General features: G+C 40.7%; 24 protein-coding genes. 19 read left to right on the forward strand and 5 right to left on the reverse strand.

The features are described 5' to 3' along the window. Nucleotides 1-106: 106 nt before the first annotated feature. Nucleotides 107-1,579 (forward strand): HD domain-containing phosphohydrolase, encoded by a 1,473-nt coding sequence (locus JWG41_RS17345; RefSeq protein ID WP_205271070.1) that lies wholly within the window; start codon nucleotides 107-109, stop codon nucleotides 1,577-1,579. Here the strand turns inward: JWG41_RS17345 and JWG41_RS17350 are convergent, their stop codons facing one another. Next, nucleotides 1,580-2,926, reverse strand: coding sequence for an adenylate/guanylate cyclase domain-containing protein (locus tag JWG41_RS17350; protein ID WP_205271071.1), 1,347 nt, complete (start codon nucleotides 2,924-2,926; stop codon nucleotides 1,580-1,582). An 81-nt stretch (nucleotides 2,927-3,007) separates the two neighbouring features. Here JWG41_RS17350 and JWG41_RS17355 point away from each other — a divergent pair, with 81 nt between their 5' ends. From JWG41_RS17355 to JWG41_RS17425, 15 genes are all read left to right on the forward strand, one after another. Beyond that, nucleotides 3,008-3,838 carry a hypothetical protein gene (locus JWG41_RS17355; RefSeq protein WP_232374081.1) on the forward strand — a complete coding sequence of 277 codons (831 nt, stop codon included), beginning with the start codon at nucleotides 3,008-3,010 and terminating at the stop codon, nucleotides 3,836-3,838. Nucleotides 3,839-3,854: 16 nt separating this feature from the next. Continuing rightward, on the forward strand, nucleotides 3,855-4,154 hold the full coding sequence (locus JWG41_RS17360; protein WP_205271072.1) for an LIC10362 family protein: 300 nt from the start codon (nucleotides 3,855-3,857) through the stop codon (nucleotides 4,152-4,154). Nucleotides 4,155-4,221: 67 nt separating this feature from the next. Further along, complete coding sequence (locus JWG41_RS17365) at nucleotides 4,222-4,983, forward strand: electron transfer flavoprotein subunit beta/FixA family protein (RefSeq protein WP_205271073.1); 762 nt, start codon at nucleotides 4,222-4,224, stop codon at nucleotides 4,981-4,983. A 10-nt stretch (nucleotides 4,984-4,993) separates the two neighbouring features. Next, the gene (locus tag JWG41_RS17370; RefSeq protein WP_205271074.1) at nucleotides 4,994-5,953 is read left to right on the forward strand and encodes an electron transfer flavoprotein subunit alpha/FixB family protein; all 960 of its coding nucleotides are present in this window, start codon (nucleotides 4,994-4,996) and stop codon (nucleotides 5,951-5,953) included. 23 nt (nucleotides 5,954-5,976) lie between these two features. Then, complete coding sequence (locus JWG41_RS17375; RefSeq protein ID WP_205271075.1) at nucleotides 5,977-6,558, forward strand: LolA family protein; 582 nt, start codon at nucleotides 5,977-5,979, stop codon at nucleotides 6,556-6,558. 2 nt (nucleotides 6,559-6,560) lie between these two features. Next, entirely contained in the window at nucleotides 6,561-8,537 is a 1,977-nt protein-coding gene (locus JWG41_RS17380; RefSeq protein ID WP_205271076.1) for a hypothetical protein, read from the forward strand. Then, nucleotides 8,534-9,502 (forward strand): tryptophan--tRNA ligase, encoded by a 969-nt coding sequence (trpS, locus tag JWG41_RS17385; protein WP_205271077.1) that lies wholly within the window; start codon nucleotides 8,534-8,536, stop codon nucleotides 9,500-9,502. Before JWG41_RS17380 ends, trpS begins: the two co-directional genes overlap by 4 nt. A 42-nt stretch (nucleotides 9,503-9,544) precedes the next feature. Further along, nucleotides 9,545-11,380: a ComEC/Rec2 family competence protein gene (locus JWG41_RS17390; protein ID WP_205271078.1), complete on the forward strand. Its 1,836-nt coding sequence runs from the start codon at nucleotides 9,545-9,547 to the stop codon at nucleotides 11,378-11,380. Next, complete coding sequence (rsmA, locus tag JWG41_RS17395; RefSeq protein ID WP_205271079.1) at nucleotides 11,334-12,209, forward strand: 16S rRNA (adenine(1518)-N(6)/adenine(1519)-N(6))-dimethyltransferase RsmA; 876 nt, start codon at nucleotides 11,334-11,336, stop codon at nucleotides 12,207-12,209. The genes JWG41_RS17390 and rsmA overlap by 47 nt, the downstream gene beginning before the upstream one ends. A gap of 18 nt (nucleotides 12,210-12,227) precedes the next feature. Further along, nucleotides 12,228-13,469, forward strand: coding sequence for a sterol desaturase family protein (locus JWG41_RS17400; protein ID WP_205271080.1), 1,242 nt, complete (start codon nucleotides 12,228-12,230; stop codon nucleotides 13,467-13,469). Between the two features lie 293 nt (nucleotides 13,470-13,762). After that, the gene (locus JWG41_RS17405; RefSeq protein ID WP_205271081.1) at nucleotides 13,763-14,548 is read left to right on the forward strand and encodes a M23 family metallopeptidase; all 786 of its coding nucleotides are present in this window, start codon (nucleotides 13,763-13,765) and stop codon (nucleotides 14,546-14,548) included. A gap of 6 nt (nucleotides 14,549-14,554) precedes the next feature. Then, entirely contained in the window at nucleotides 14,555-15,382 is an 828-nt protein-coding gene (locus JWG41_RS17410; RefSeq protein ID WP_205271082.1) for an HAD family hydrolase, read from the forward strand. Further along, nucleotides 15,379-16,065 carry a 16S rRNA (cytidine(1402)-2'-O)-methyltransferase gene (gene rsmI, locus JWG41_RS17415; RefSeq protein WP_205271083.1) on the forward strand — a complete coding sequence of 229 codons (687 nt, stop codon included), beginning with the start codon at nucleotides 15,379-15,381 and terminating at the stop codon, nucleotides 16,063-16,065. The genes JWG41_RS17410 and rsmI overlap by 4 nt, the downstream gene beginning before the upstream one ends. A 39-nt stretch (nucleotides 16,066-16,104) precedes the next feature. Continuing rightward, nucleotides 16,105-16,728 carry a helix-turn-helix domain-containing protein gene (locus JWG41_RS17420; RefSeq protein ID WP_040507030.1) on the forward strand — a complete coding sequence of 208 codons (624 nt, stop codon included), beginning with the start codon at nucleotides 16,105-16,107 and terminating at the stop codon, nucleotides 16,726-16,728. Between the two features lie 2 nt (nucleotides 16,729-16,730). Further along, on the forward strand, nucleotides 16,731-17,657 hold the full coding sequence (locus JWG41_RS17425; protein ID WP_205271084.1) for a 50S ribosomal protein L11 methyltransferase: 927 nt from the start codon (nucleotides 16,731-16,733) through the stop codon (nucleotides 17,655-17,657). On the opposite strand, the gene JWG41_RS17430 is transcribed toward JWG41_RS17425, so the two are convergent. After that, nucleotides 17,654-19,768, reverse strand: a complete 2,115-nt coding sequence (locus tag JWG41_RS17430; RefSeq protein WP_205271085.1) for a 7TM diverse intracellular signaling domain-containing protein — start codon at nucleotides 19,766-19,768, stop codon at nucleotides 17,654-17,656. The two genes, JWG41_RS17425 and JWG41_RS17430, sit on opposite strands and share 4 nt — an antisense overlap. Nucleotides 19,769-19,872: 104 nt before the next feature. Here JWG41_RS17430 and JWG41_RS17435 point away from each other — a divergent pair, with 104 nt between their 5' ends. Further along, the gene (locus JWG41_RS17435; RefSeq protein WP_205271086.1) at nucleotides 19,873-21,249 is read left to right on the forward strand and encodes a flavin monoamine oxidase family protein; all 1,377 of its coding nucleotides are present in this window, start codon (nucleotides 19,873-19,875) and stop codon (nucleotides 21,247-21,249) included. A 1-nt stretch (nucleotide 21,250) separates the two neighbouring features. Here JWG41_RS17435 and JWG41_RS17440 read toward each other — a convergent pair whose 3' ends face one another. Continuing rightward, nucleotides 21,251-22,363: an acyltransferase family protein gene (locus tag JWG41_RS17440; protein WP_205271087.1), complete on the reverse strand. Its 1,113-nt coding sequence runs from the start codon at nucleotides 22,361-22,363 to the stop codon at nucleotides 21,251-21,253. A 49-nt stretch (nucleotides 22,364-22,412) separates the two neighbouring features. On the opposite strand from JWG41_RS17440, the gene JWG41_RS17445 reads away from it, so the two are divergent. Next, the gene (locus JWG41_RS17445; protein ID WP_205271088.1) at nucleotides 22,413-22,706 is read left to right on the forward strand and encodes an HNH endonuclease; all 294 of its coding nucleotides are present in this window, start codon (nucleotides 22,413-22,415) and stop codon (nucleotides 22,704-22,706) included. Next, entirely contained in the window at nucleotides 22,706-23,071 is a 366-nt protein-coding gene (locus JWG41_RS17450; RefSeq protein WP_205271089.1) for a DUF1292 domain-containing protein, read from the forward strand. Before JWG41_RS17445 ends, JWG41_RS17450 begins: the two co-directional genes overlap by 1 nt. Here JWG41_RS17450 and JWG41_RS17455 read toward each other — a convergent pair. Then, nucleotides 23,055-23,477 (reverse strand): MaoC family dehydratase, encoded by a 423-nt coding sequence (locus tag JWG41_RS17455; RefSeq protein ID WP_205271090.1) that lies wholly within the window; start codon nucleotides 23,475-23,477, stop codon nucleotides 23,055-23,057. The two genes, JWG41_RS17450 and JWG41_RS17455, sit on opposite strands and share 17 nt — an antisense overlap. Then, a complete protein-coding gene (locus tag JWG41_RS17460) occupies nucleotides 23,461-24,726 on the reverse strand; it encodes a sensor histidine kinase (protein ID WP_205271091.1) in 1,266 nt (421 codons plus the stop codon). Before JWG41_RS17460 ends, JWG41_RS17455 begins: the two co-directional genes overlap by 17 nt.

Below are 24,726 nucleotides of genomic sequence, written 5' to 3' on the forward strand. Positions count from 1 at the left end.
TGAAAAAGTATTCATGAAATACAGGAATGAATTTACAATTTATTGATTGTATATAATCATCACTAAAACATTCGAAAATTTCTTTCGTCGAATCAAGCGCAATCAAATGAGCACCAACGATACAAACATAGTACCAAGAGAAAAGCTCGCCAAATTTGAGTTAACGGAAGAGTCCTTAAATAGTTTCCGTCGCAACAATAATATCCCGCTCGATCTTTATAATAAAGACGGACAAATCCTCATTCATAAAAAAAGAAACCCTTCTGAAGCCGATTTCGGTAAACTCCTAAAATTTGAAATGCAAGGTGTTTACTTTCTCATCTCTGAATTGAGAAAATCAGCACATAATGGCCATGACAAACATATCCTAGAGCCTGGCCGCCTAACTAAGCTATTTGATCAGGAAAAAACTTCTCGTTTCGCCAAACAATCCCAAGCACTGATCGAAGATTTACGAAAGACTTCCTTCTCTTCTGACCAAGCCATCTTTGTTCAAAATTCGGTAAACGAACTCCTCACAGACTTTACCAGTAACCCTGACTTTGAGTTGGGAATTTTTAATATCTTAGAAATCCTCAGTGTGGCGGGCGTTTCTGTGGAATCAGAACTGATGACCAAACGAACAGTCGTTGCGATGGGGATGAAGGTTCGCACCCGAAAGATTGTCAACGAAGGCAAAGAAGAATCCAATAAAAAAGACCATCTCAGTTTGATGATGGCGAGTTATTTGGCCGATGTTGGGTATTCAAGACTCGATATCAAAAACAATCCCAAACTCACAAAAGAAGAATATGCGGTTGTCCAACAACATCCTATCATCAGTTATTTGATGACTCTCCCTGCCCAAGAAATTGATTCCCATGTTCGCACACTGATTTTAAACCATCACAGACCTTATCGTGGGAATGGAGTGAATAACAACTTCCCCGATCCCAGATCACTATTTACAAAACTCATGTCTGTTCGAGACAAGTATAATAAAGAAGTGGGGAAGGAAAGAATTTCTCAGGACATTGAACTCCAACTCCACTTACAAGAAAACAATGTAACCACGTCTAGTTTCGAAGAAGACGTTGCCATCCTCTCTCTTGCCAGTGAATATGCATCTCTCACTTCCAACCAACCTTGGAGACCTGCCTTCAAATCTTCCATTGCTTTAAAAATGATTTTGAACGATTCCTTTTTCTCTTATAGCAATAAAAACATTAGACATCTTTTAGATTATGTAGGAAGTTCTCTCACCAACAATGAAAACATTGTGAACTTTGGAGACTTTGTGATTACCGCTTCTGTTGATTCAGAAAGAAGGGCTCACTTTGATATTTGTATTGTTCTTGATGTAGGTCGATACCAAACACGTCCCAAACTCCAAAGAATTTGTAGTATCAATCCTATTTTTCAAAAGGGAATCAAATTCAAAATTGCTGACTTTGATTTGCACAGCATCAAAATCGATCGCAGAAAAGCCATTATGGATTTGGCTTTGCAGGCAGGAACTTCTCGAGTGATTTATATCATCGATCCCGAACTGAACCCAGTCCTCCACGAAGCTGTTTATCGAATCAATCTGGCCTCCTAACTATCCTTTTGCGGTATACAAATGAATTTTTTGTTCTCTTCCTGCAAGTGTGACAGATTCTTTTTTATCCCAACCAATGGGAGAACCAATCTCTAACCAAACCGCTTCCGAAATCAAAAAAGAAACTCCTAAATCTTTACATGCAGACTCAACCCTTGAAGCCGTGTTTACTGTATCTCCAATGACAGTGTATTCCATCCTTTCTTCGGAACCAATACTTCCACAGAATACTTCGCCCGTATGAATCCCGATTCCAATTTTAATTTCTGCCAAACCTTCAGCGGTTCGTTCTTTGTTCCATTGTATCAGCTCATTTAACATAGACTTTGCGGCAAGGACTGCATTTTTAGAATCCTCACCTTCTATTTCCGAAGGAGAAGGTGTGCCAAAAGTAGCCATCACTGCATCTCCAATGAATTTATCCAAACTTCCATTGTGACTAAAAATCGCTCGCACCATACGCCGACGAAACTCTGTTAAAAATATGGAGAGACTTTCTGGATCCATAGGTTCAGAAAACTGAGTAAACCCACGAATGTCACTGAAGAGGACGGCAACCTTTTGGCGTCGACCTTTGGCAATGACTTCTGGTTCCGAAACAATTTCGGAAACCAAATCAGGGGAAAAATAACGAGATAATGTTGTTTTTTGAGATTCCGCTGCCGCAAATTTTAATAACATACGAAGGCTTCGAAAGATTCCATAGGAAATGGCAAAAACAAGTGTAAGATAAACCGCAGGTTTTGTGACAAGAGCATCTAACAAAATGATTTGGTCACCCAAAACATAACGATACCAATCCAAAGAAAATACGGCATGAGAATCAAAGACGGCGAACAGAATGAACCCATAATAACTAATCAAAAAACAAACAAAAGAAAAGTTCACAAGGGAAAATCGGTATTGGAACAAACTGAGTGACAAAGGCAGGAGATAAAAAACAACTAAGGGAGATTTCACAAGAAAGTTAGGATTTCCATCCCCCTTCAAAAAAAACCAATTGATAATGGTCATTGAGACAAGAAGGTTATCGATAAACAAACTAATGTAATCATATTTTGTTTTCCAATGTCCCCTACTCTTTTTTAGAATTTGCGCATGTACAAATGTATTGATAAAGTAAATCGTGATCGCAACAAAGTTAATGAGATGCCCAAAAATAGAGTCTATATTCCCTACATTGGCCAAAGCACTGGCAACAAGAGCCACACCGATCACATAACGGAACCGAACTGCAAATAAAGCCCCCATTTGTTCTTCTTGGAATAACAGATCCGACATATAACGAGGGAATTGGTCTCGGATGCAATAAACGGAGCGAACGGCACGAACAATGGAGGCGAACATTGCCAGACATTCCAACACGGAAAGTTTTTGTTGCAAGGGAATTTTCTTTTTGCCAATGGAGAAACGATTCGTTATCAATGAATGATGATCCCAAACGGATTTTTGATTCGCATCGGAAAACTTGTCTCCTTTTTGGCTTTGGATGTTCTGTTCTCCCTTTCGGCAAACTTATCCTTTTTTTCTCACCATCTGAATGAGAAAATCCAATCCACACTGTTTCTCTTTTATTTGAGTTCTGTTTGGGCCCTCTATTTGGCCGATCATTTCTGGGATGCGAACCGAGAAAAAGAACCTTTTTCCGAAAGGGGAAGTTTCTATTTGCGATTCCGACTTTTTATTGTTAGTTTGTTTGTCCTTCTGGCTTTTTTATCCTTATCCATTGGGTTTTCTTTTGAATTCAACTTTCTCTGGAACCAACTTCCCCTTGTCATCTCCTTTGGATTCTTTCTTGTTTTGATTCTTCTAAAAAAGTCCCCGATCCCCAAGGAAATTTTGGTTTCTCTATATTATACATGGGGAGTGTTTGCCCCCTTTTCTTTGTTTGTTGGTCGGGACCCAATCGTTTGGATTTTTTTCCTCCATGTCCTCGCGAATGTCCTTCTTACCTATGACGGCGACAGAGAATTTGACAAAGAACATCACACCTATACCCTAACCCAATATTGGAAACCCAAAACAGTACGAATCGTAGCCCGCTGCCTTCTCGGCCTTGGAATATTTTTACTCCTTGGCCTAGGGTTCCTGCAAACCCACGAGGTCTCGGTTCTTTTAGGGATGGCCTTCAGTTATCTCTGGCTTGGAATTTGTAGCTTCCAAAAGAAAGGGGGCATCCGATTCAAATCTCTTTGTGAACTTTCCTACCTACCGATGTTCCTACCCCAGATCTTTTTTTTCTTCTCCCTACTTCCTTAAAAATTAGGGTGGGTTTATGTGGTTACTCATCTTACATTTGCTCGCACTTTTTGCCTTTGTCCTACTCTATAGCTTCCGATTCCGAAAATTAGTGCCAAATCCCCAGGATGGCATCCTCTTAGAAATCCAAGCCGCCACAAAAGACTGGAAATCCACTCCCTATTTGGTCCTCCTCATCGGTTTTGCCCTCTTCCTCCTCCTTCCCCTGACTCTGGGATTCGCCTTCTTCCTCCAGACCGATGCGAATGTCATTGTTGTCATCGTTTGGATCATTTGGGCCTACAATTGGAGTAAATACACGTTCTGGAGAGAATAATTTACTTCCCTTATCACTTCGCTCCCGTTTTCTGGTCTTAGGTAATCCACGATAACGGGGTTAAGGAATGAAAATTGTTGTTCTAGTAAAGCAGGTTCCGGACACGGAAACCAATATCAAGGTCGGTGACAAATCGATCAACGAAGCTGGCGTAAAATGGATCATCTCTCCTTATGATGAATTTGCGATCGAAGAAGGAATCAGAATTCGTGAAAAAAGCGGTGGAGAAGTCATCGCAGTGTCCCTCGGTCCAGACCGTGCAGTCGAAGCTCTTCGCACTGCTTACGCTATGGGTGTGGACAGAGCCGTTCATGTAAAAGTGGATGACTATGTAACTTTTGATTCTACATACACTTCCGAACTTCTTGCAAATCTGATCAAAGCAGAAAACGCAGATGTAGTCATCGGTGGTCGTCAATCAATCGACACTGACAGCTCACAAGTTGTTGTTCAAATTGCAGAGAGATTAAATGTTCCTCACGTAGCTATGGCCCTCAAACTTGAGTTTGACGGAAACAAAGTAACTGCAACTCGAGAAATCGAAGGTGGAACTGAAGTCATCGAAACTTCTGCTCCTCTAGCAGTGACTGCGCAAAAAGGTTTGAATGAACCAAGATACCCAAGTTTAAAAGGTATCATGTCTGCGAAGAAAAAACCGGTAGATGTTAAAAAACCGGAAGAACTCGGAGCAACAGGATCTAAACTCGAAGTAGTATCTCTTGAACCACCTCCTCCACGTATCGCTGGTCGAAAACTGGAAGCAGCAGATGCACAAGGTTTTGCATCTCAACTTGTAAAAGCTCTTCGCGAAGAAGCGAAGGTCATCTAAGGAGACGAACATGGCTGATGTTTTAGTAGTTGGTGAATTAAAAAACGGCGAACTTAAAAAAATCTCAAAAGAACTTACCTCTGCAGCTCGCAAAATTGCGGACTCCATTGGTGGTAAAGTTCATACAGTAATCATTACTGACAACGTAGATACGTTTGCTGGTGATCTAAAAGCGGTTGGTGCTGATACAGTCATCGGCGCGAACCTTGGTGAATTTTCTCCTGAAGGTTATGCAAATGGAATTTTTGCAATCATCCAAGAGAAAAAACCAGCAGTGGTTCTTTTACCACACTCCGCACAAGGAAAAGAATACTCTGCAAGAGTAGCGATCAAAGCAAATGCTGGTATCGTTGCTGATGCTGTATCTCTTTCTGTTGACGGTGGTAAAGTAGTAGCAAAGAAACCGATTTACTCTGGAAAAGCGTATGCAAATTTCAAAGTAACTTCTGACATCCAAATCTTTACAGTGCGTGCAAACTCCCAAGAAGTAACTCCAAAAGACGGAGCGGGTGCTGTTGAAAAATCTGGTGCTGCAGCTGGTGAAGTAAGAACGAAGTCTCTTTCTAAAGATCTTTCTGGTGGAAACAAAGTGCAACTTGCTGATGCTTCTATCATTGTATCTGGCGGACGCGGAATCAAAGGACCAGAAAACTGGCCTATCATCCAAGACCTAGCAGACACACTCGGTGCAGCACTTGGTGCTTCTCGAGCAACTGTAGATGCAGGATGGATTTCTCACGCCCACCAAGTAGGACAAACAGGTAAAACTGTCTCCCCTAACTGTTACATTGCTTGCGGTATCTCCGGAGCCATCCAACATTTAGCGGGTATGGGATCTTCTAAATACATCGTTGCCATCAATAAAGATGGAGACGCTCCTATTTTCAAAGTAGCGACTTACGGTGTGGTTGCAGACCTTTTTGAAGTAGTGCCTGCACTCACTTCTGAGTTCAAAAAAGTATTGGGTTAATTCCCAATACGAACCTTCGTCCTTTGAGGAATTTCCTTCCAAAATTTACGATTGTTCTCTTTTTCTCTGTCCAAACGGGTAACCTTTGGGCAGAGGAAGGAAGAGATCGCCTAAACGCCGTCATTGGCAAAATGAATTCCCTAGAAAGTTTTCGCGCCTCGGTAACCATCAATGGTGGACTGACAGGTGTCGTTTCCTTCAAAAGCCCTAACCAACTCCACGTTCGTTTTGGCGATGGAAGGATCATTTCCTCCAACGGTCGAATTCTGTGGTTTTACAATCCAGACTCCTCCATTGCCGGAAAACAGGATCTAAAAGGTACCTCGGGCGGACTCGGTGGACTTTTATCCGGATACGAAAATGTGACGGTAAGTGGCAGAACTTTTCGTCTAACCTCCAATACGAAGCGGTATAATGAAATTATCCTGGTTGTTTCCGATAATGACCTACCTCGTGTACTCAAAATGAAACGTTCCGATGAAGAAATAACCGAAGTGGCCTTCTCTGGCATAGCTACGAATATTGGTCTTGGAACCGGACTATTCAACTTCCAACCTCCCACAAGCTCACAGATTGTTGAGAACCCTCTCAACCAAAAGGAGTGATTGTGACTCCAGTCTCCCGTACAGAAGCTCACCGCGTTTTTGCCGATTTGTATCGTAAAACACGGACACCGGAACACCAACAGCTTATCGATGAGGCCATCTTAAAATCGAATGATGTATTTATACGCATTGACCTCATCCGTAAAGTCGATGAGGACTTTGAAAGCAAAAACAAACCAAAAAAAGAAGACAGTCGTGATCGTGGACTCCCGGAAAGGGAACAACCAAGAAGAGAAGTCATTTCTCGACCTGAAACTCCCGAACCTAAACCCAAACGTTCGAGTGATTTGGTTACCATCGACAGTGCCAAACAAAAACAAAACCCGGCAAAAAAAAGAGCCATCGAACAAAGACAAGGTGGTGGTGGCCTACTTGCTGGTCTTTTCGGCGGTGGTGCGGGAAGTGTAAACAATTCCATTGGAAAGTTTGGAAAAGAAACAGGAACCATAGACATTGGTCTTTTTGGTCGTAACCCTGTAATTTCCAATAATGTAGAAAAACTCTTTCGTGGTATGAAAGAAGATGTTCTCATCCCCACGATCCAAGCCCTTCGTGTTTCGGAACAACAAGGTTGGAGGATCTGGACTCCCCTTGTTTATAATATCATCAATAATTTTAATAAGTTCTTCAATTCCTTTGCATCTCTAGACGCCCTAATTTTGGATAAAATTTCTGCTGATATCTTTTTGGAACGTTCCTTAAAGATGCAGATGTTTTACGTAAGATTTCTCCAAAGAAATGATGCAAGTGACATCATTCTTTCTAACCTCCCAGACATCGTAAAGATGGATGAAAAACTCACACCAAAACTGAGTAAAATTATGGAAGGTGTGAACTACGCGCTCAATCTAGAAAACAACAAACCTAGATTATCGGAAGCAATCACTGCATTTTATATAGTAGCAAAAAAGAAAATGTTCACCTGGCCGGAAATCATTACGGACTTACGAGTTCCCGCCATCCAAGAACATAAATTCCAAGCAGCAAGGGAAATCCAAAAAGAAGTGGAGATCACTGTTGCAAAAATCTCTGACGATATCAATACAAGATCCTTCAAAAGAGAAGAACTACAAAACCTAAGATCTAGATACTTCTCTATCGATGATAAAGGAAAAATCAGTTTTGATTTTTTGAATGTGGTTGTTGACGATTTTATGGCTCATCATATGCCAGAGTCAGCCAAAAGCCAAACCGTCAAAAACAGTTTTAAATCCCAACCGCATAGACTGGTTTATTTATTACTTCGAGATTTACAAACCGTATACATCAACTTAATTGAAGGATATGTTCGCCTTGGTGACAAAAACCAAAACCAAGAACTTCTTCTCATCCAACCAGGCCTTTTCCGGAACGAAATTGACCAACTGAATTCCCTCGTTCGAACCATTGATAATTTTAATAAAAAATTCCCGAGTTTCCAATATAGTTTCCAACAGTATGGAATGGACAATAGCACGGGTAATGCGGCAAACGACCAAATTGCCGGACCGATAGTCCAGGCCTTACAAGAAGCTTCTGAGTTTTTTGGAAGTTTTGCCGGAAAACTCAATATCATTGTGGAAAACCATTTGATGGCGAAAGTCACCGAATCCAAAGGGAAAGGAAACGATAAAATTGCCTCCACAAAAGACAAAGTCATCGAAGAAGTTAAAATTGCCCAAAGATTCATTCCCCATTTTGATAAAGCCGTAGTCGCCAAAGAACGAATCAACGGAATCAAAGTAGAAGATGTCTTCATCCAATTCACAAAATATTTGTACAATTATGCAGTGATCTTTAAAGATCAAGCAACCACATCAAAACTCACAGCACATCGCAAAATTGAACAAGAACTGATCAAACTCAATAAAGAATACGAAAGGCTTACTTACTCCAGTTTCCAGAAAGACGGTAGTGGTGAAAATCCGGGCTCCGAATCTTCAGAAAACAAAGAACCTTCTGATCCTATAGACCTTTCCGATACAGAAGGAGAAACATGAGAGTCCTGACTGGCTTACAACCCTCCGGAAAACTCCACTTAGGTAATTATTTTTCAGCGATCAAAAAAATCTTGGATTACCAATCCACAGAAGACTTATTTCTTTTTATCGCAAACTTACATGCACTCACCACTTTCCGCTCCAAAGAAGAACTAAAGGATTTCACATTGGAATGTGCGATCGACTTACTAGCGCTTGGTGTTGATCCAAAAAAGTCTGTATTTTGGATTCAAAGTGATGTTCCAGAAGTGACAGAACTCACTTGGTATTTGTCTCAATCCATTACTGTTTCTCAATTACAACTAGCTCATTCTTTTAAAGACAAAGTGGCGAAAGGATTTGTTCCTGGTGCTGGACTTTTCACTTATCCCATTCTTATGGCAAGTGACATCCTACTTTTTTCTGCAGAAAAAATCCCCGTAGGAAAAGACCAAAAACAACATTTGGAATTTGCCCGTGACATTGCAGAAAGATTCAATACACAATTTGGGCCTGCCTTAACCATCCCAGAACCTGATATCGACGAAAACACAGCCACAGTTCCTGGTGTGGACGGGGCAAAGATGTCCAAGTCTTATAAAAACACCATCGACTTCTTTGGAACCGAAAAAGAGATCAAAAAGAAAGTGATGTCTATCGTAAGTGATTCCAAAGCCGTAGAAGAACCAAAAGACCCTGAAACATCTGTTATCTTCCAAATCCATTCTCTTTTTCTTTCACCTTCCGAAAAAGAAACGCAAATAGAAAAATACAAACGTGGGGGCGCAGGTTACGGGGATCTAAAAAAAGATCTTTTGGATTCGATTCTAAACCACTTTGCTCCTTACCGAACCAAAAGAGAAGAACTCGCACAAAACCTAGACTATGTGCACCAAGTTCTAAAAGAAGGAAAGGAAAAAGCAAGAGCGGTTGCACAAACAAAAATCGAAGACCTGAGAAAAACCTTAGGCATCTATCCTTTCTAATTTCTAAAGAACCAAAACCCATCATTTTCTACCTACTTCTGTATGAAGCAGGAGATCTACCTTCTCCCCAGAGCCGATTTCAGTTGGTTCTGTTTGGGAATTTGCGGGGCCGCATTCCTTCTCAAACTGGGAATGAAAATTCCCGGATTTCATTCTCTCTTAATTTTAGTTTTCCTATCTTTATTCATTCTCTATACCTTCACTCCCCCCTTCCTCCCCCGCATTCCAAACAAAAGAATTTATCTTTTTCTTTTCGCATCCATTCTTTTTTTGTTATTTGCCAACATTCATTCAGGCCCCAGGGTTCGAACCACCCATCCGCTCTTTCGTTCGTATTTAGAAACCCAACTAAAACAATCCCCTCTCAGTAAGTTAGAATCAAGGATCGTGATGGGTTTTGTGACGGGATCCACAAAAGAAATTCCTCGCAGTTTCAAAGACTTAAGTAAAGAATCAGGAATCCTTCATTTGTTTGCGGCCTCCGGTCTCCACTTAGGAATTTTTATTGGTTCCTTACAATTTTTGGGAAACCTTTGTTTTCCGAAAAGAAAATGGATATCCATTATACTTTCATTAGGCGGTGGTTTTCTTTATTTGGCGGCTCTGGACTTTCCTGTTTCTTTTTTACGTGCCTATCTATTTGTTTTTTTATCCCTTGTGGCTTCTTTGTTTTTCAGAAAGATTGGACCTGCGGATTTACTTACCATCTCCTCTGCCACAATAGCCTTCTTTTTGTTTTATGATTTTTTAAGTATTGGGTTTTTATTATCCTTTGGGGCTGTATTTGGGATATTTTTTCTAAAACCTAGTTTTGACAATATCCTCCTTCCCAAATCCAAATCGTTTTGGAAAGAAAACCTCCACTTAACACTAGCTTGTTCTCTTAGTACCTTTCCGGTTTTGGTATATTTCTTTCGTTCCTTTTCTTTTGGGGGGATTGGAATCAATTTGATTTTGGTTCCTTTGGCGGGAATCCTTCTTCCCATACTCTATTTAAGTTTTCTTTTGCAGTCCTTGGTTCCCTCCTTTCTCCTGAATGAACTTTCTTCTTGGATCTGGATTCCCGCTTCTTTTGTTTTGTCTATCTTCTTAAAACTTTTTCAAGAATTGGCAAGTTTCGGTAGAGCCTATAAAACCTGGGCCACCTCTCAAGAAGGACTCTGTTTGGTTTCGATCCTAATTCTTTTCACTTTCACACTTTACCCCAGACTTCGGTTTTTAAAATACACATCCCTCCAAACCTCACTTTACCTTTTGCCAATTTTGTTTTTGTTCACTTCCTATTTTTTTCCCCTACCGCAATTTCCTTATTTAGAAACCAAACTCAGAAAGGGAAACCTTTCCATCCAACAAGGTGACCATTTGTATCTCTTTGGAAATTGTTATGCAAAAGGAATGACTGAACCGACCCCAGGTCTTCCCCCACCCAAATCCATTTCCTTTGAATCGGAATCTTGTCTAAAAGGAATTTTATCTTTAATGAAAAAACACCAAATAACGAATGTTTACTGGCATGGATCTAAAAAATCCTTGGAATTGGAATGGATGACTCAATTCCAACTTCCCATAAAACCAATGGAAAAAGAAATCCTTGGGGCAAAAATGAACCCACTCTTTTCCATCATACGGTTTGATGGAAATCCTAAGGAGGTAGACCGGTTTTTAAAACAAACAAAACAGGCTGACCAATCGAAAACCAACCCCAATTGGAAGGGAATCCTCCTTTTGGACTTTCCTCCTTGGAAAAAAAAGGAAGCGAAAGAATGGATCCAATACCAAAAACTACTTGGGATTTCCACTGCCTGGAAAATGATACTCGTTGAGGAAACTTTTGAAATCCCCTTACGCGACCATATCCAATATCCAAACCTTCTTTGAAGCCAAAGGCATTCGAGCACAAAAGAAATTTGGGCAAAACTTCCTCATCGACCAAAACATAGTCAATTTTATCGTCAATTCCACCGAACCACTGCTAAGTGACGAATCCACAGTCCTTGCAGAAATTGGAATTGGACTGGGAACTCTAACCTACCCCGTCCTCGGTTTAGATAAAAAGACTTATCTTTTCGAAATCGACAACGCCTACATCCAATTAACCAAAGAAGAAATTTTACCTCAGTTTCCGAAAGCAGTGCTTTTTGAAGGAGATGCTTTAGAAAACCTATTCCATATCTATCAGGAAAAGGTATTTGTGTATGGAAATTTACCTTACCACCTAACAACAGAAATCATCAACACTCTAGTCATCCACTGTCGCCATTTCCAAGGTGGGATTTTTATGGTGCAAAAGGAATTTGCGGAACGACTTGTCAAAGAAACCTCTTCCCTATCGGTCTTTCTCTCTGCTTTTTGCGAAGTGAAGTATTTAAAAACTGTCCACAAAAACTGTTTTTTTCCCATTCCAAAAATCCACTCGGCTCTCATCCTTCTCAGTCCCAAAAAAGAAACGCCGAACCAGTGGAAACTCACAACCGACAAGGAAGTGGAGTTTTGGTCACGTATGCTTCGTACTTTGTTTTGGGGAAAACGAAAACAAATCCAAGTAAGCCTTCGGGAATCTCCCTTTTCAGCAGACGAAAAATTCCGCGAAGCTCTGGGAATGGCCATCCAATCCGCGGGACTCCCTCCCACGGCCAGACCGGAAGAATTGAACCGTGAACAATTTCTGACTTTGGGTCAACATTTACTTGACCATTTGTCAAAATGATGTCAAAATTACTCCGCCATGTTCGAGAATTTTACACCTCCGCCCATTGTCACCTATGCCATCCCTGTATTCTTCCTCCTGATTGGGATCGAAGTCTACATTGGTTACCGAAAAAATAAGGCCCTCTACCGGCTGAATGATTCCATTGCCGACCTAAGTACGGGAATCATATCGCAAATCTGGGGACTTTTCCAAAAGGGAATTGGACTCTTTGCTTATTTCTATGTTTATGAGCACTTTCGTTTTTTTGAATTTGCCATGACGAACCCTTGGGCTTGGGTCCTTTGTATTGTCGGCCAAGACTTCTGTTACTACTGGTCCCACCGTTTGGCCCATGAAGTGAACATCCTTTGGGCAGGACATGTCATCCACCACCATAGTGAAGAATACAATTTGGTTGTGGCTCTCAGACAAACTGGACTCGGCGGAATCGTTTCTTGGATCTTCTATGTTCCTTTGGCCCTCGTTGGATTCCATCCTTGGATGTATTTGGCTAGCGGACAAATCAACCTCATCTACCAATTTTGGGTGCATACCAAAGCTGTGGGTAAAATTGGAAAGATTGGAGAATACATTCTATCCACTCCTTCCCACCACCGTGTCCACCATGCGATCAACCCCATCTATATCGATAAAAACCATGGGGGAATCTTTATTATCTTTGATCGGATGTTTGGAACTTTCCGGGAAGAAACAGAACCTTGCGTTTATGGAACGGTAAAACCTCTCAAAAGTTTCAATCCTGTCTATGCCAACTTTCATTATTATTGGGAACTGATCAAACAAGCCGCCAGTGCCCCTTATTTCTTAGATAAAATTCGGGTCTTTTTCAAACCACCAGGCTGGTATCCCAGGGAAGGAAAAAATCCTTCTGGATTTTTACCGATCCCGGAAGTAAGTCCCGCGAGTTTCCATAAGTATGATCCGAAACCTCCGTCCGAAGTGAGAACCTATACCACGACCTGGTTTGTTTTGGTATTACTTTTGTCCTTTTCCTTCCTACTCTTTGTCGCGAAGTTCTCCCTCATCTCACAAATCCTTGTGACTCTTTGGGTGACATTTTCCCTTGTGGCGATCAACGCTCTGATCGAAGGGAAATCTTGGGCAGGAGCGATGGAAATTGGACGCCTTCTCTTTGGATTTCTCGTGATTGCCTACTTTGATGTGGGTTGGGCGTACTATGTGATCGGTATTGTTTGTCTCCTCGTCGCAGGAATCTACCTCTACCGCACAAACGGCCAGAAAGCCCAAGCGGTCTGACCTAAAGTTCTCGCTAAGGATAGAATTTATTTCCCATCTTCCTCCCAGAATTCCCTCTGGTAGGAAGATGTCCTCCTTCCCTGCCGGAAACTCTTCGAAAAAATCCCTCCATCTCTCGCTAAACCTTGTTCTCTAATGATTTTGCCAAAAGAAAAACGAATGACCTGAAAACCAGTCTCAGTGTTATGTCACATAAATGCCATGTTTGGGGCGGATTTCCAGACCGTTCGCCTTGACCGAACGGGGTCTCGTGAGAATTTGGCATTGCACCATAGTTTTTGAGGCGAAATGAGATGAAGCGAAACCGCAGTTACTATATCATTCTGGTTCTGATCCTATTCGTAGTGACCTATTCAGCCTATGCGGCTTACCAGAAACAAAAGAACGGTCCTGTTTTTTTGGACAATCATGTCTTCCAACGTTATAATGAACAATGGGGCCTTTGGGTAGACCTAGGCGCCGAGAAAAAAAGCCTTCTGGAGAAGGCATCCGAGTTTGGAATCCTCGCCCAAGAGGTGATGGAGATCAACCAACTGAAAGAAGCGGATCTAAAACGTTTGAAACGCTCCATTTTCTTTCCTTACTCTGCAGAATACATGCGCGGGCTCCAAGAAAAGGAACTCTTTCGCGAAACTGTAGAATCTCCTATCGACCAATTCATCTGGCCCGTCCTCCCCAATCATAAATCTCGCATTTCTTCCCGAATTGGAAGGCGTTGGAATACCTGGCACACCGGTCTCGACATCGCCATTCCTAAAAATTCGATCGTTCTTGCGGCAGCGGACGGAGTGGTCGAAGAAGCAGGTCGAGGTGGTGACTACGGACTTGCTGTCAAAATTTACCACCATGACATGAATCACTTTCATACCGTTTACGGACACAACCAAGAGTTACTCGTAAAACCAGGAGATGTGGTTCGCAAAGGGCAAATCATTGCTCTTTCGGGAAACACGGGAAAGTCCACAGGACCCCATGTCCACTTCGAAGTTCGATTTCATAATGTGTATTTAAATCCAGAAAACTTTCTCACTCCCTACGAAGAAGGAGTTGCCACTAGTATCGTCGGATTTGCAGAATAAGTATTAGTGACTAACCTGACAAAGAACAGTTGGACGGACGAAATTTACGACCGTCTGACAACCATCATACCGAAAAACCCAGGCATTGCCTGTTTTGATTTTGATAATACCCTCATTCGTAACGATTTTGGCGAAAAGATCATGGATGAACTCCTCCATGATGGACTTATTTATGTAAAGAAAGACCTATCTGATTTTTTTCGTGATAAAGAACTTTGGAAAGACCATACCAAACTGAATGCCCCGGATAAAGAACGGTTGGTTTGGGAAGAATACACATACCAACTCAAAGAATATGGAATCGAAAGAGGATACCGTTGGACGAGTTTTATCTTCCAAGGGATGGACAAAAAAGAATACTACGAAGTGTCTAGACGCGCTTGGGAAAGAGTGAGTTTTCCCGATAAAGATTCCGGTGTCCTTCCCCAAGTGGAAATGAAAGACCTCATCGCTTACCTAAACCACCATGATTGGACGGTTTACATCGTGACCGCCTCGCCAGAACCGGGGATTGCTGCCATCGCCCACCTATTCCCTGTAGAAGAATCCAAAGTGATTGGCATGAGACAAGAGTTAGGTGAAGATGGTAAGTTCACCCATAATCTGATTGAACCTTATACTTACGGCGAAGGAAAAGTAAAAGCCATCGAAGAAAGAATCGGCACATATCCCGATCTTGCTTTTGGAGATTCCTTCAATGATTATCCTATGCTTTGCCGAGCCAAACAAATGGCAGTCGGAATCAATCGCGACAATCCAGAATTTGCGAAAGCCTGTGCCGACAAAGGAATCTTTGTACAACCTTACTTTACCTTTCCTGTTGTGACCCGATGAACCGACTTTATTTAGTATCCAATTCCATTGGAAACGATGCCGACATCCCTCCTCGCACCAAAACCTTATTAGAGGAAGCGGACTGGATCATTGGCGAAGAACAAAGAACTACCTCTACCTTACTAAAAAAGTTAGGAATCGCAAAACCCTTTGACCTTTTGAACGAACACACATCCCGGAAGGAAATGGATGAGATCGGGATGAAACTGGCGACCACCAAAAGAACCTGCCTCATCTCTGATTCCGGAAGCCCTGGCCTGGAAGATCCCGGCAAATGGCTTGTCCCTCTGGCTTGGGAGATGGGTGTCGAAGTTCGATCGGCCCCTGGACCCACAGCCCTCATTGCCGCCCTCACAAGTTCCGGGTTTGCCACCTCCCCCTTTCTTTTTTTGGGTTTTTTGCCTAGAGAGGAAAAGGAAAGAGAAAGAACTCTCAAACAATACATTGGGCTTGGGATTACCATTGCCTTTTATGAGACAGCCTACCGGGCCAAACATTGTTTGGAGACCTTGGCCAAGATCTTGCCCGGGGATCGTCAGATTTTCTTAGCTCTTGGGATCTCCCTGGCAAGCGAAACCAGTTACCGTGGTTCGGCCAAAGAAATACAGAAAAAATTCCCTCCAGGCCTCAAACTCCCTCCCGTCTTCGTGATTGAAGAGAAAAAAGAAAGGCCGAAACGTTAGTTTGTTGACAGTACCTCTGTTATATTGGACGCTTGGACAATGGTAAGTAAAGTAGAACAACCGACTGACGGAATAGAACAATTGATTTCAGAATCTGGCGACTATATAACAGACGTCGTCAAAGAAAATTTGAAACTCATCCGTCATACCAAAGGTTTTTCTTTGGACAAACTCGCAAACCGATGTGGCGTGAGCCGAGCGATGTTATCACAAATCGAACAAGGGAAATCAGTTCCTACAATTTCCGTTTTATGGAAGATTGCAAACGGACTCAATGTTCCTTTTTCCGAACTCCTCAAAGAAAAAAACCAAGATGGAATTCATGTCCTCAAAGTAGAAAACTCCAAAGTTTTGTATTCCAATTCCAAAGTCTTTGCAAGCCGAGCTCTCTTCCCCTTCCTTGGAAACCGCAAAACAGAGTTCTATGAACTGATGTTAAAACCCGGTGGACATGAAGTTGCCGAACCACACAAAACAGGAACTACTGAAAACTTGGTTGTTGTTTCCGGCAAACTACGGTTACGCGTTGGTGAAAAGGTTGTAGAACTGGAACCAAAAGATTCTGTATTTTTCAAAGCCGATGTTTCGCATGAGTATTCCAATCCCACTGACCAAGAAACGTTAATGTATCTTGTTATGGATTATACGGACGAAATAGGTTAAGATTGGAATACAGAGAACTCAAAGTCAACCTACCGAAAGAACTATCTGACAGTTTTTATGAACTGTTGGATACACTCCAATGTGCAGGTTACTATGAGATTCTATTTGATGGGGAAGCTCCCAAAGAAAAAGACCAAGGTCTCATCCGAGACAATACCAACATTCGTATCTATTTACAAACAGATGAGATAGAAAAAGAACTACAGGTTCTTATCTTTTTAAAGATCCGCGCACCTGATAATTCCAATACAGAATCACGAAATATTGAAACTCGTGACTACGAAGAAGCCTATAAAGAATATTACAAACCTTTCCCCATTGGAAAAAAACTTTGGGTGATTCCCACTTGGGAAAAAAATGAACCGGACACCATCAAACTTTGGAAACCAAATGGCGGCATTCCTTTGTTCATCAATCCAGGGGTTGCTTTTGGTACAGGCCATCATGAAACCACCAAACTCATATTAGAACATTTGGATGAGTTATATGACAGAGGAGAATTCCAATTTTCTTCTGCTTGTGATGTGGGAACCGGTTCCGGAATCCTTTCCATTGGCCTTGCTAAGTTTGGGGTTTCTCAAATTTTTGCTTTAGACATTGATCCCAATGCAGTGAAGGCCGCATGGTCTAACTGGACTGAAAATGAATACCCAAAAGGTTTTCAATTCAGTGTGGAAGAATCAGGAATCGACAATCCCAAATTATCCAATAGAAAATACGATTTAGCCATTGCCAATATTACTTATGCCGTTCTTTCGCAGAACATTCGTCATCTGGCAAAAATCGAAGCCCCAAGAATTATTTTTTCTGGAATCATCACAGATAAAAAAGACCAGTTCCTAGGTTTATTACAAAGCCATCTGCCAGGAAAACTCCTCTACTCCAAAGAATGGAATGAGTGGTGGGTTCTTGACTGGATTCGTAATTAATTCTTATTTAGAAACTTAATCAAACTCACCTGATTGCCACGATCGTTGTATTCAATGCGATCAAAAACCGACTTTGTCATAAGAATCCCACGCCCGTGTTGGATATGAGCTTCATTCATCTGTTCCAGGGATTTTTCCATGTGTTTTTTATGATCAAAACCTCGACCTTCATCGGAGATCCGATAAGCCACATACTCTCTTGTGAATGAATATTCAATTTTTACCCGCTTTTGGTTATAACGCGGATCCTCTTGTCGTTTCTGCAAAAACTCTAAATAGTTCCCTTCAATTAGGGCTTTCGATTTTTCATCAAAACTAATATTTAAATTTCCATGTTCCACCGCATTGATGATGATCTCACGCACAGAAGATCTAACCTCGGTTTGTTCAATGGTGGAAAGGTATTTTGCAAGTTGGGAAGTGATTTTTTGAGATACAAGTTCCGCATTTCGCAAATAATTATTCATCGAAAGTTCAATCTTTTCCGATTCGATGAGTTGGATGATGGTGTCTTCAAATTGAGAAGACATGGTCGCAAGAACTTCCCTTGTTTCATCGAAGTCGATGTACTGCAACCTACAGTACATTTCTTTTGGTTCCTTTACATACTTTTGTCCAAACTCTGTTTTGAAATTAATAATGGAACCTGTCATTTTTAGATCGGTGAGTTTGTCGTTCACATACATAACATTGTAATCAGAACTTTGGTCTCGACCCGTATATAAAAACTCGGTGATTTTTTTGCCACGTAAATCATCCAATCGGAAACCCATATGTTTGGAAAGAGCCCTGTTTGCATTGATGATTTCAAAATTTTCATTCATCATCAGAATCACTTCATCGGAACCTTGAAAAATTTCTCGGAACCGTTTTTCAGACTCTTCGATTTTTAGTTTGGCCTGCGAAAGTTCTCTGATATTTTCACGAAGGCTTCTTGTGAGAAAGTTGATTCTATCCGCAAGGCCCAGTGATAATAGAATCGTTTGTAAGGCAGTCCCAATTTGGATGGTCCATCTTGTGATATGATTGTCAGAAAGAACTCCCAAACTTTTTAATGAATAAAGTAATACACCCAAAAGAAAAAACGCCCAGGAAATCAAAAAATACCGAGCGGTTCGAACTCCTAACAAATAAGTATAGGTTCCACTATAAACTAAAATGAGTGCCGTGGGAACTGTTAAGAAAATGGAAGTTACCATGGCAATTCGGTAATTCAAAAAGAATGTGACGATGGAAAAGATAACAAGGACACCCACCCAAAACCACATCAATTTAGAAATTCGAGGAAGGTGTTTTTTTAAATTTAAATAATTATCTGTAAAAAAGATTCCTGTGATACAAGAAAGACAGATAAAAAAAGGCAAAGAATAATTCCCCCAAAAAACCCAACTAGACCAGAGGTATTGGAAGGCAAATCCGTTATTCACCAAATGAAAAAAGAAAATGGAACTAATAAAAAACAAATAGAAAAGATAACTTTTTTCATAAGTAAAAATATAGATAAAAAAGTTATACGCAACCATCACAAATAAAATTCCATAAAACAAACCAAAGATCATTTGTTCTTTGTTCAGGTGATCATAGAACTCTTTACTTGTCCATATAGTGAGAGTTAGCGGAATGGTTGATTCTGATTGGATTCGTAAATAATAAATCGAAATGGAACCTGGACTTGATTCTAAAGGAAAAACAGGATTTCTATAGTCCAAATTTCTTTCTGAAAACGGATGGTTGTCTCCCAAAGTGCGAATCATTGTTTTGGGAAGTTGGTCTCCATAAATTTGGATCTCATCCAAAAGAGGAAAATCAAAAACCAAATTCCAGCGAACCAAATCTTCTGTGGGATTTTTTACTTGGAGGCGTACCCAAAAAGTGGATTTAGAAAAACCCAAATTTGGTGAAGCAATTTTCTGGAACCGGGAATCGTTGGATCCATTGGTGATACTGGCCACAGGTAGGGACTGGTCTTTGTCCTCCAGAACCAATACATCTTGCCAAATGGCCTTTCCCGAAATTTGGGACTGCAGTGGAATGACGGATTCTGATAACAAAATCCCCGGCAAAAACACAAGTAGGCTAACGAAAAAATATTTTGTGTGACGGAAAGACAAAGTGTAAATCTCCCAATTCGCTTAAAAAGACAAAGTTACTAGATTGTATTTTTCTAATTTTTCTAGCCTTTTTTGTTTCCATTGCTAAAATAGGGGAAAGTTCTATGAATCGAAAACGTTTCCTACAAAAGCTGAGCGCTGTTACCTTCGGGGCAGGGTTATTACTTCCTAAAAAATCATTCGGACAAACCACAACATCCACGACTGCTGAAACCAAACCAAAGTCTAGTGGTGGCAAAAAAGCCATCGTTCTTGGTGGTGGGCTCTCGGGGCTCTACTCTGCCTATCTTCTGAAACAAACAGGGTACGATGTGACAGTCATTGAACGCGGAGAGAAGTTGGGTGGCCGAATTGCCACTTACGAAAACTCAGGCCTAGGAATCTTACAAGATTTAGGTGGTGAGTGGATCGGTGAAGGTCAATCCGATATCAAAAGTTTAGTAAAACAACTGAGCTTAGATTTGGTAACTTCCAATGTAACTGATCGTTTTTCACTCCAAAAATCAAATGCAGATCTATTAAAAATATCACCCTCCTCGATTGAGACCTTAGACAAAGTCATTGAACTTCATAAGTCTTTAGGTACGACTCAAAAACAAGGTTTAGATAAAATCAATTTTTCTTCGTATGCTCGTTACCAAGGGTTAACAGAAGATGAAATTCGTTCCATGAACGATTTATACCGAGTGATCCTTGGTGCTGACCTAAACCAAATCTCCAGCGAATCGGTATTAGATGATCTTTCGGCTTTACAGTCCGCTCTCAAACCCAAATTCCAAGTGCGCGGTGGGGCAGAACGAATCATTAAAGAACTCGCAAACTCTCTCAGGAACCAGGAAGTGATTTTAGGAGATGTTGTTACCAAGGTCTCTCAACAAAAAAATCAAGTCACTGTTGAATTGGCTTCTGGTAGATCCGTAAAAGGAAGTTTGGTAGTTTGTTCTCTTCCGGCCGCTGCTGTTCTTGATATCAAATGGACACCGGGCCTACCCAAAGATTTGATTTACTCAGCTCTACGGATGCAAACAGGAAAAATTTCCAAAAACTTAAGTTTGGTGAAATCCAAAGACTCTTTATCCCAATTTTTCCTCTCTACAAATACTGCAGCAGAAACTTTATATGTTTCAGAATCTGCGATTGGGTCAATCGTAACAGCTGTTACCTCTATTTCCACTGGGGACAGAGCTTCTTTGTTTGAAAAAGGAAGTGATCGTCAGAGAAAAAATCTAATGACCTCTTCTTTGGAAGAAGTAGGAGAATTGGAATTGATCCTGGAATCCCCTTTTGTTTTCCATAGTTTTCAAAAAACGACAGGTCGGGCCGGATTTGTTTCCTTATTCCCACCGGGAAGTTTTGGAATCAAAGATGTTTGGGCAGAGCCATTTGAAAGAGTATTCTTTGCTGGCGAACATTTAGCCTTCCATACGGGAAGTATGGATTCGGCAGTGGCATCAGCAATCCAAGCGATCAGCAGAACATAATCTATGTACTTTTTAATCCGAAGAGAAACCGAAGGGGTTTGATCTTTCGGATTAAAAATTCATATAAGAAAAAACTAAGCCCAAGGACTACGAGAGTATGGGAGATAAATTTGACCCATACGCCCCATTCTAAATCCCTTACCCAGAATGCATAAACCAAAGATATAGGATGGTGGACTAGATAAATGGGAAGGCTTGCTTCAATCAAATAAGATCCTAATTTTCCTTCTTTGTTTCCCAAGTATTGAAAAACCGAGATAAGAAAACTCGTCCATAAAAAGGGAGATAAAACCCATAAAAAAATATGTAGGGCCCGTACCCAAACATTCACATACTGAAAGTAAATCCAAAGTGGATCTTCAATTTCCATGTCTTTAAACACTAAGTATATAAAAATAGCCCAAACAAATACAGCTAATGTTTTGATTCGAGAAGAATCATTTGGAGTGAGAATGTTTTTCCAATGATAACAGAACACTCCTGAAATAAAAAAGGAAAACTGGAATATAAAAGTGAGTTTGAAAATTCCGTAATACGATTCCCCTTTTGAAATCTGTGTATGGGAAAGAAAAACAAAAAGAAAACAAAAGCTAACAAGGATTAAATATCTGGATAATCCATGGGGAATTCTGTCCCAGAGTTTGGAGCGAAAAAAAGATTTGGGAACCAAACTGTATAGAATACTAAAACAAAACAAATCAACCAGAAACCAAATATGCGAATGTTGAAAATTTTCTTTGGTAAAAAAGAATTTTAAAAAAGGAAGGAGTTCCATTTGCGGAGTCCTCATCCTTTCTGTCAGATAGTATTGGATGGGTGCCAAAAAAATGAGTCCCAAAATGGTAGGAACAAGAACTCGTTTGAACCTTGCTTCTAGATAAAAGTTCCGACCTTTTTTTTCCCAAACCATGGCCGAAAAAAAGCCAGAAATCATATAGAACATAGGCATCCGGTAACTATGAATCCAATAACAAAAATAAGAAAGAACCTCACTCCGGTTTTGGTCTTGGATGGCATATTTGATATCCGAGGCATAAACAATGGCTGCGTGGAACACAATTCCCAGTAAAAGTGCAAAGGATCGTAAATTGTCGAGGTAGACCAATCTTCCCATTCCTCCATCTTTTTCTTGACGAAGGGAAAAAAACAGATTTTTTTAAATTATGACGGAAACTCCCTCCGATTCATTTTTTTCCGATGTGAGCGATGAAGAAATCGCTAGGGAAAGAAGGAAAGCCAAAGAACTAAAAAATACCGCCTGGTGGAAGAACAAACGTTCTTCTGGAATCTGCCATTATTGTGGGAAAAAATTCAAAATGGAAGAGATCACCATGGACCACCTAATTCCTCTTATTCGAGGAGGAAAATCGGTCAAAGCCAATTTGGTTCCCGCTTGTAAGGAATGTAATTTTAAGAAAAAACATAGCCTCCCTTTTGAGAAGGAGTTCTTCACCTAATGGATATGAAGGACTTAGGATTCCAAGGGGATGACTTTCTTCCTAGTCGTGCCACGGAAGAAATTGATCTTGTGGATGAGAAGGGAAACAGTTACCAATGGGAAGTGTTCTATTCCTTTTCTCAAATGGGAAACGACTACCTTGTTTTCCTACCTGCCACAGAACAAGAATTCCAGTTTGTCAACGTAGAGATGGACGATCCAGATTCCGATGTACCAGGATACATTGTGATGCGGATTGGCCAAGACGAGGCAGGGGAAGAAATTTTAGAAGAGATCTTAGATGAGGACGAATTGGAAGAAATTCGTGAATATGTGGAAGATGAAATTGGACTTGTGGGACAATTTCTCAACCGGGAGGAATGACAAGAGTTTCCCCTTTACTCACTACTTCCGATTTTTGATTGGTCCAAACAATTTTCATCCTCACTGCCTTCAGTCGTTCTACTTTTTCAATAACTTCCACAAAACAAGTGATTGTATCTCCAAAATAAACAGGTTTTCGAAACTTGGTTGTGGTTTCTAAAGCAATAGTTCCAAGACCCGGTAATTTCATTCCAAGAACCGGTGCGAGTAACGATGCCGCAAGTCCCCCATGTGCAATCCTTGTTCCAAAACTAGTGGATTTGGCATACTCTTCATCTACGTGTAATGGATTAAAATCACCACTGATTCCGGCAAACAGATAGACATCGGTTTCTGTTATGGTTTTGGTAAAGGATGCGGAATCACCAATTTGAATTTCTAAAAAACTTTTACCCTTTTGATACATTCGAACTGCCCTTAGGAATGACTTTTTTTGGTGAAAAGGCAAAGTGATAGAATACACCTTCGTTTGGTTTTGAGGAACATTCTACTTCGCGCCCATTCATCTGACTGCATAACGAAAAAATAACGGACAATCCTATGGATTCTGCTTTTTTATAATTCAGTCCCGGTGGAAAACCAATTCCATTGTCTCTGTATTTTAATTCATAATTAAATTTATCAGTAACCACAAAAGAAATTTTGATCAAAGCACCGGTTTTTCCTGCTGTAAAGGCATGCCGAAAACTATTGGTTAACATTTCTGTGATCATAAGACCCATGGGAATCGCATCGACAATATTAAACTCTAAATGTTGAATATCCAACTCAATTTGGATATCGGTTCTCATATACATCAGTTTGATATTTTCCACAAGGCTTGTGATATAATCCACTGAACTAAGTCCTGATAGATTTTTACTACTGTATAATTTTTCATGAACGAGGGCAATGGCTTTGATTCGCACAATACTTTGTTCTAAAATATCTGCCGTTTCCGGTGGCGAAGAATACACTTGGAGCTGCAAAAAAGAAATGACAACCGCTAGATTATTTTTTACCCGATGGTGAACTTCGGTAAGTAAGGTTTCGTTCTCTCGCAAAGAGCTTTCGAGTTTGGACTGATTTTCCATATAACTCGTCATATCAGTAATGACAGCAACGGCTTTGTTGGCACTCACCTCTTTAGCAGGGATAAAAAGCCTATGTTCCAAGGCCCACTTGATCTGACCATCTAACATACGAATACGATATAAAAGCCCTGTATGGTTTTCTCGTAGTTGGTTCATCCAAATATTTGTCATCCGCTGTCTATCCGATTCGTGCACACGTTCAATCAGAAGTTCTGGATGGATGAGAATCTCTTTCGTAGGTATGTCAAAAAGACGAGAGACTTGTTCGCTTAAAAAATCAATTTTCCAAGTATCTAAATTGAAGACGATCACCGCATCCTCAATCCGTTCCAAAATAACTTGGAATAGCTGGTCGGATTCTATTTTTTCAAAAAGGACTTTTTTCTGCCGCCGTAACTCTCGAACTAGCAATACGAAAATTATGACTGCCGAGAGGGTGACAAACCCCCAACCCTTAAAACTTTGAATCTCTCGAATGTCTTCTGCCGATTGAAATATAAGAGAAATAGTATAGTCTGAAAAATAGATCCAAATATAGCCGAATAACAAATAGAAAAATGCAATTCGGCCAGCGGCTTTCAT

Source organism: Leptospira chreensis, from assembly GCF_016919165.1.
GTDB lineage: Bacteria > Spirochaetota > Leptospiria > Leptospirales > Leptospiraceae > Leptospira_A > Leptospira_A chreensis.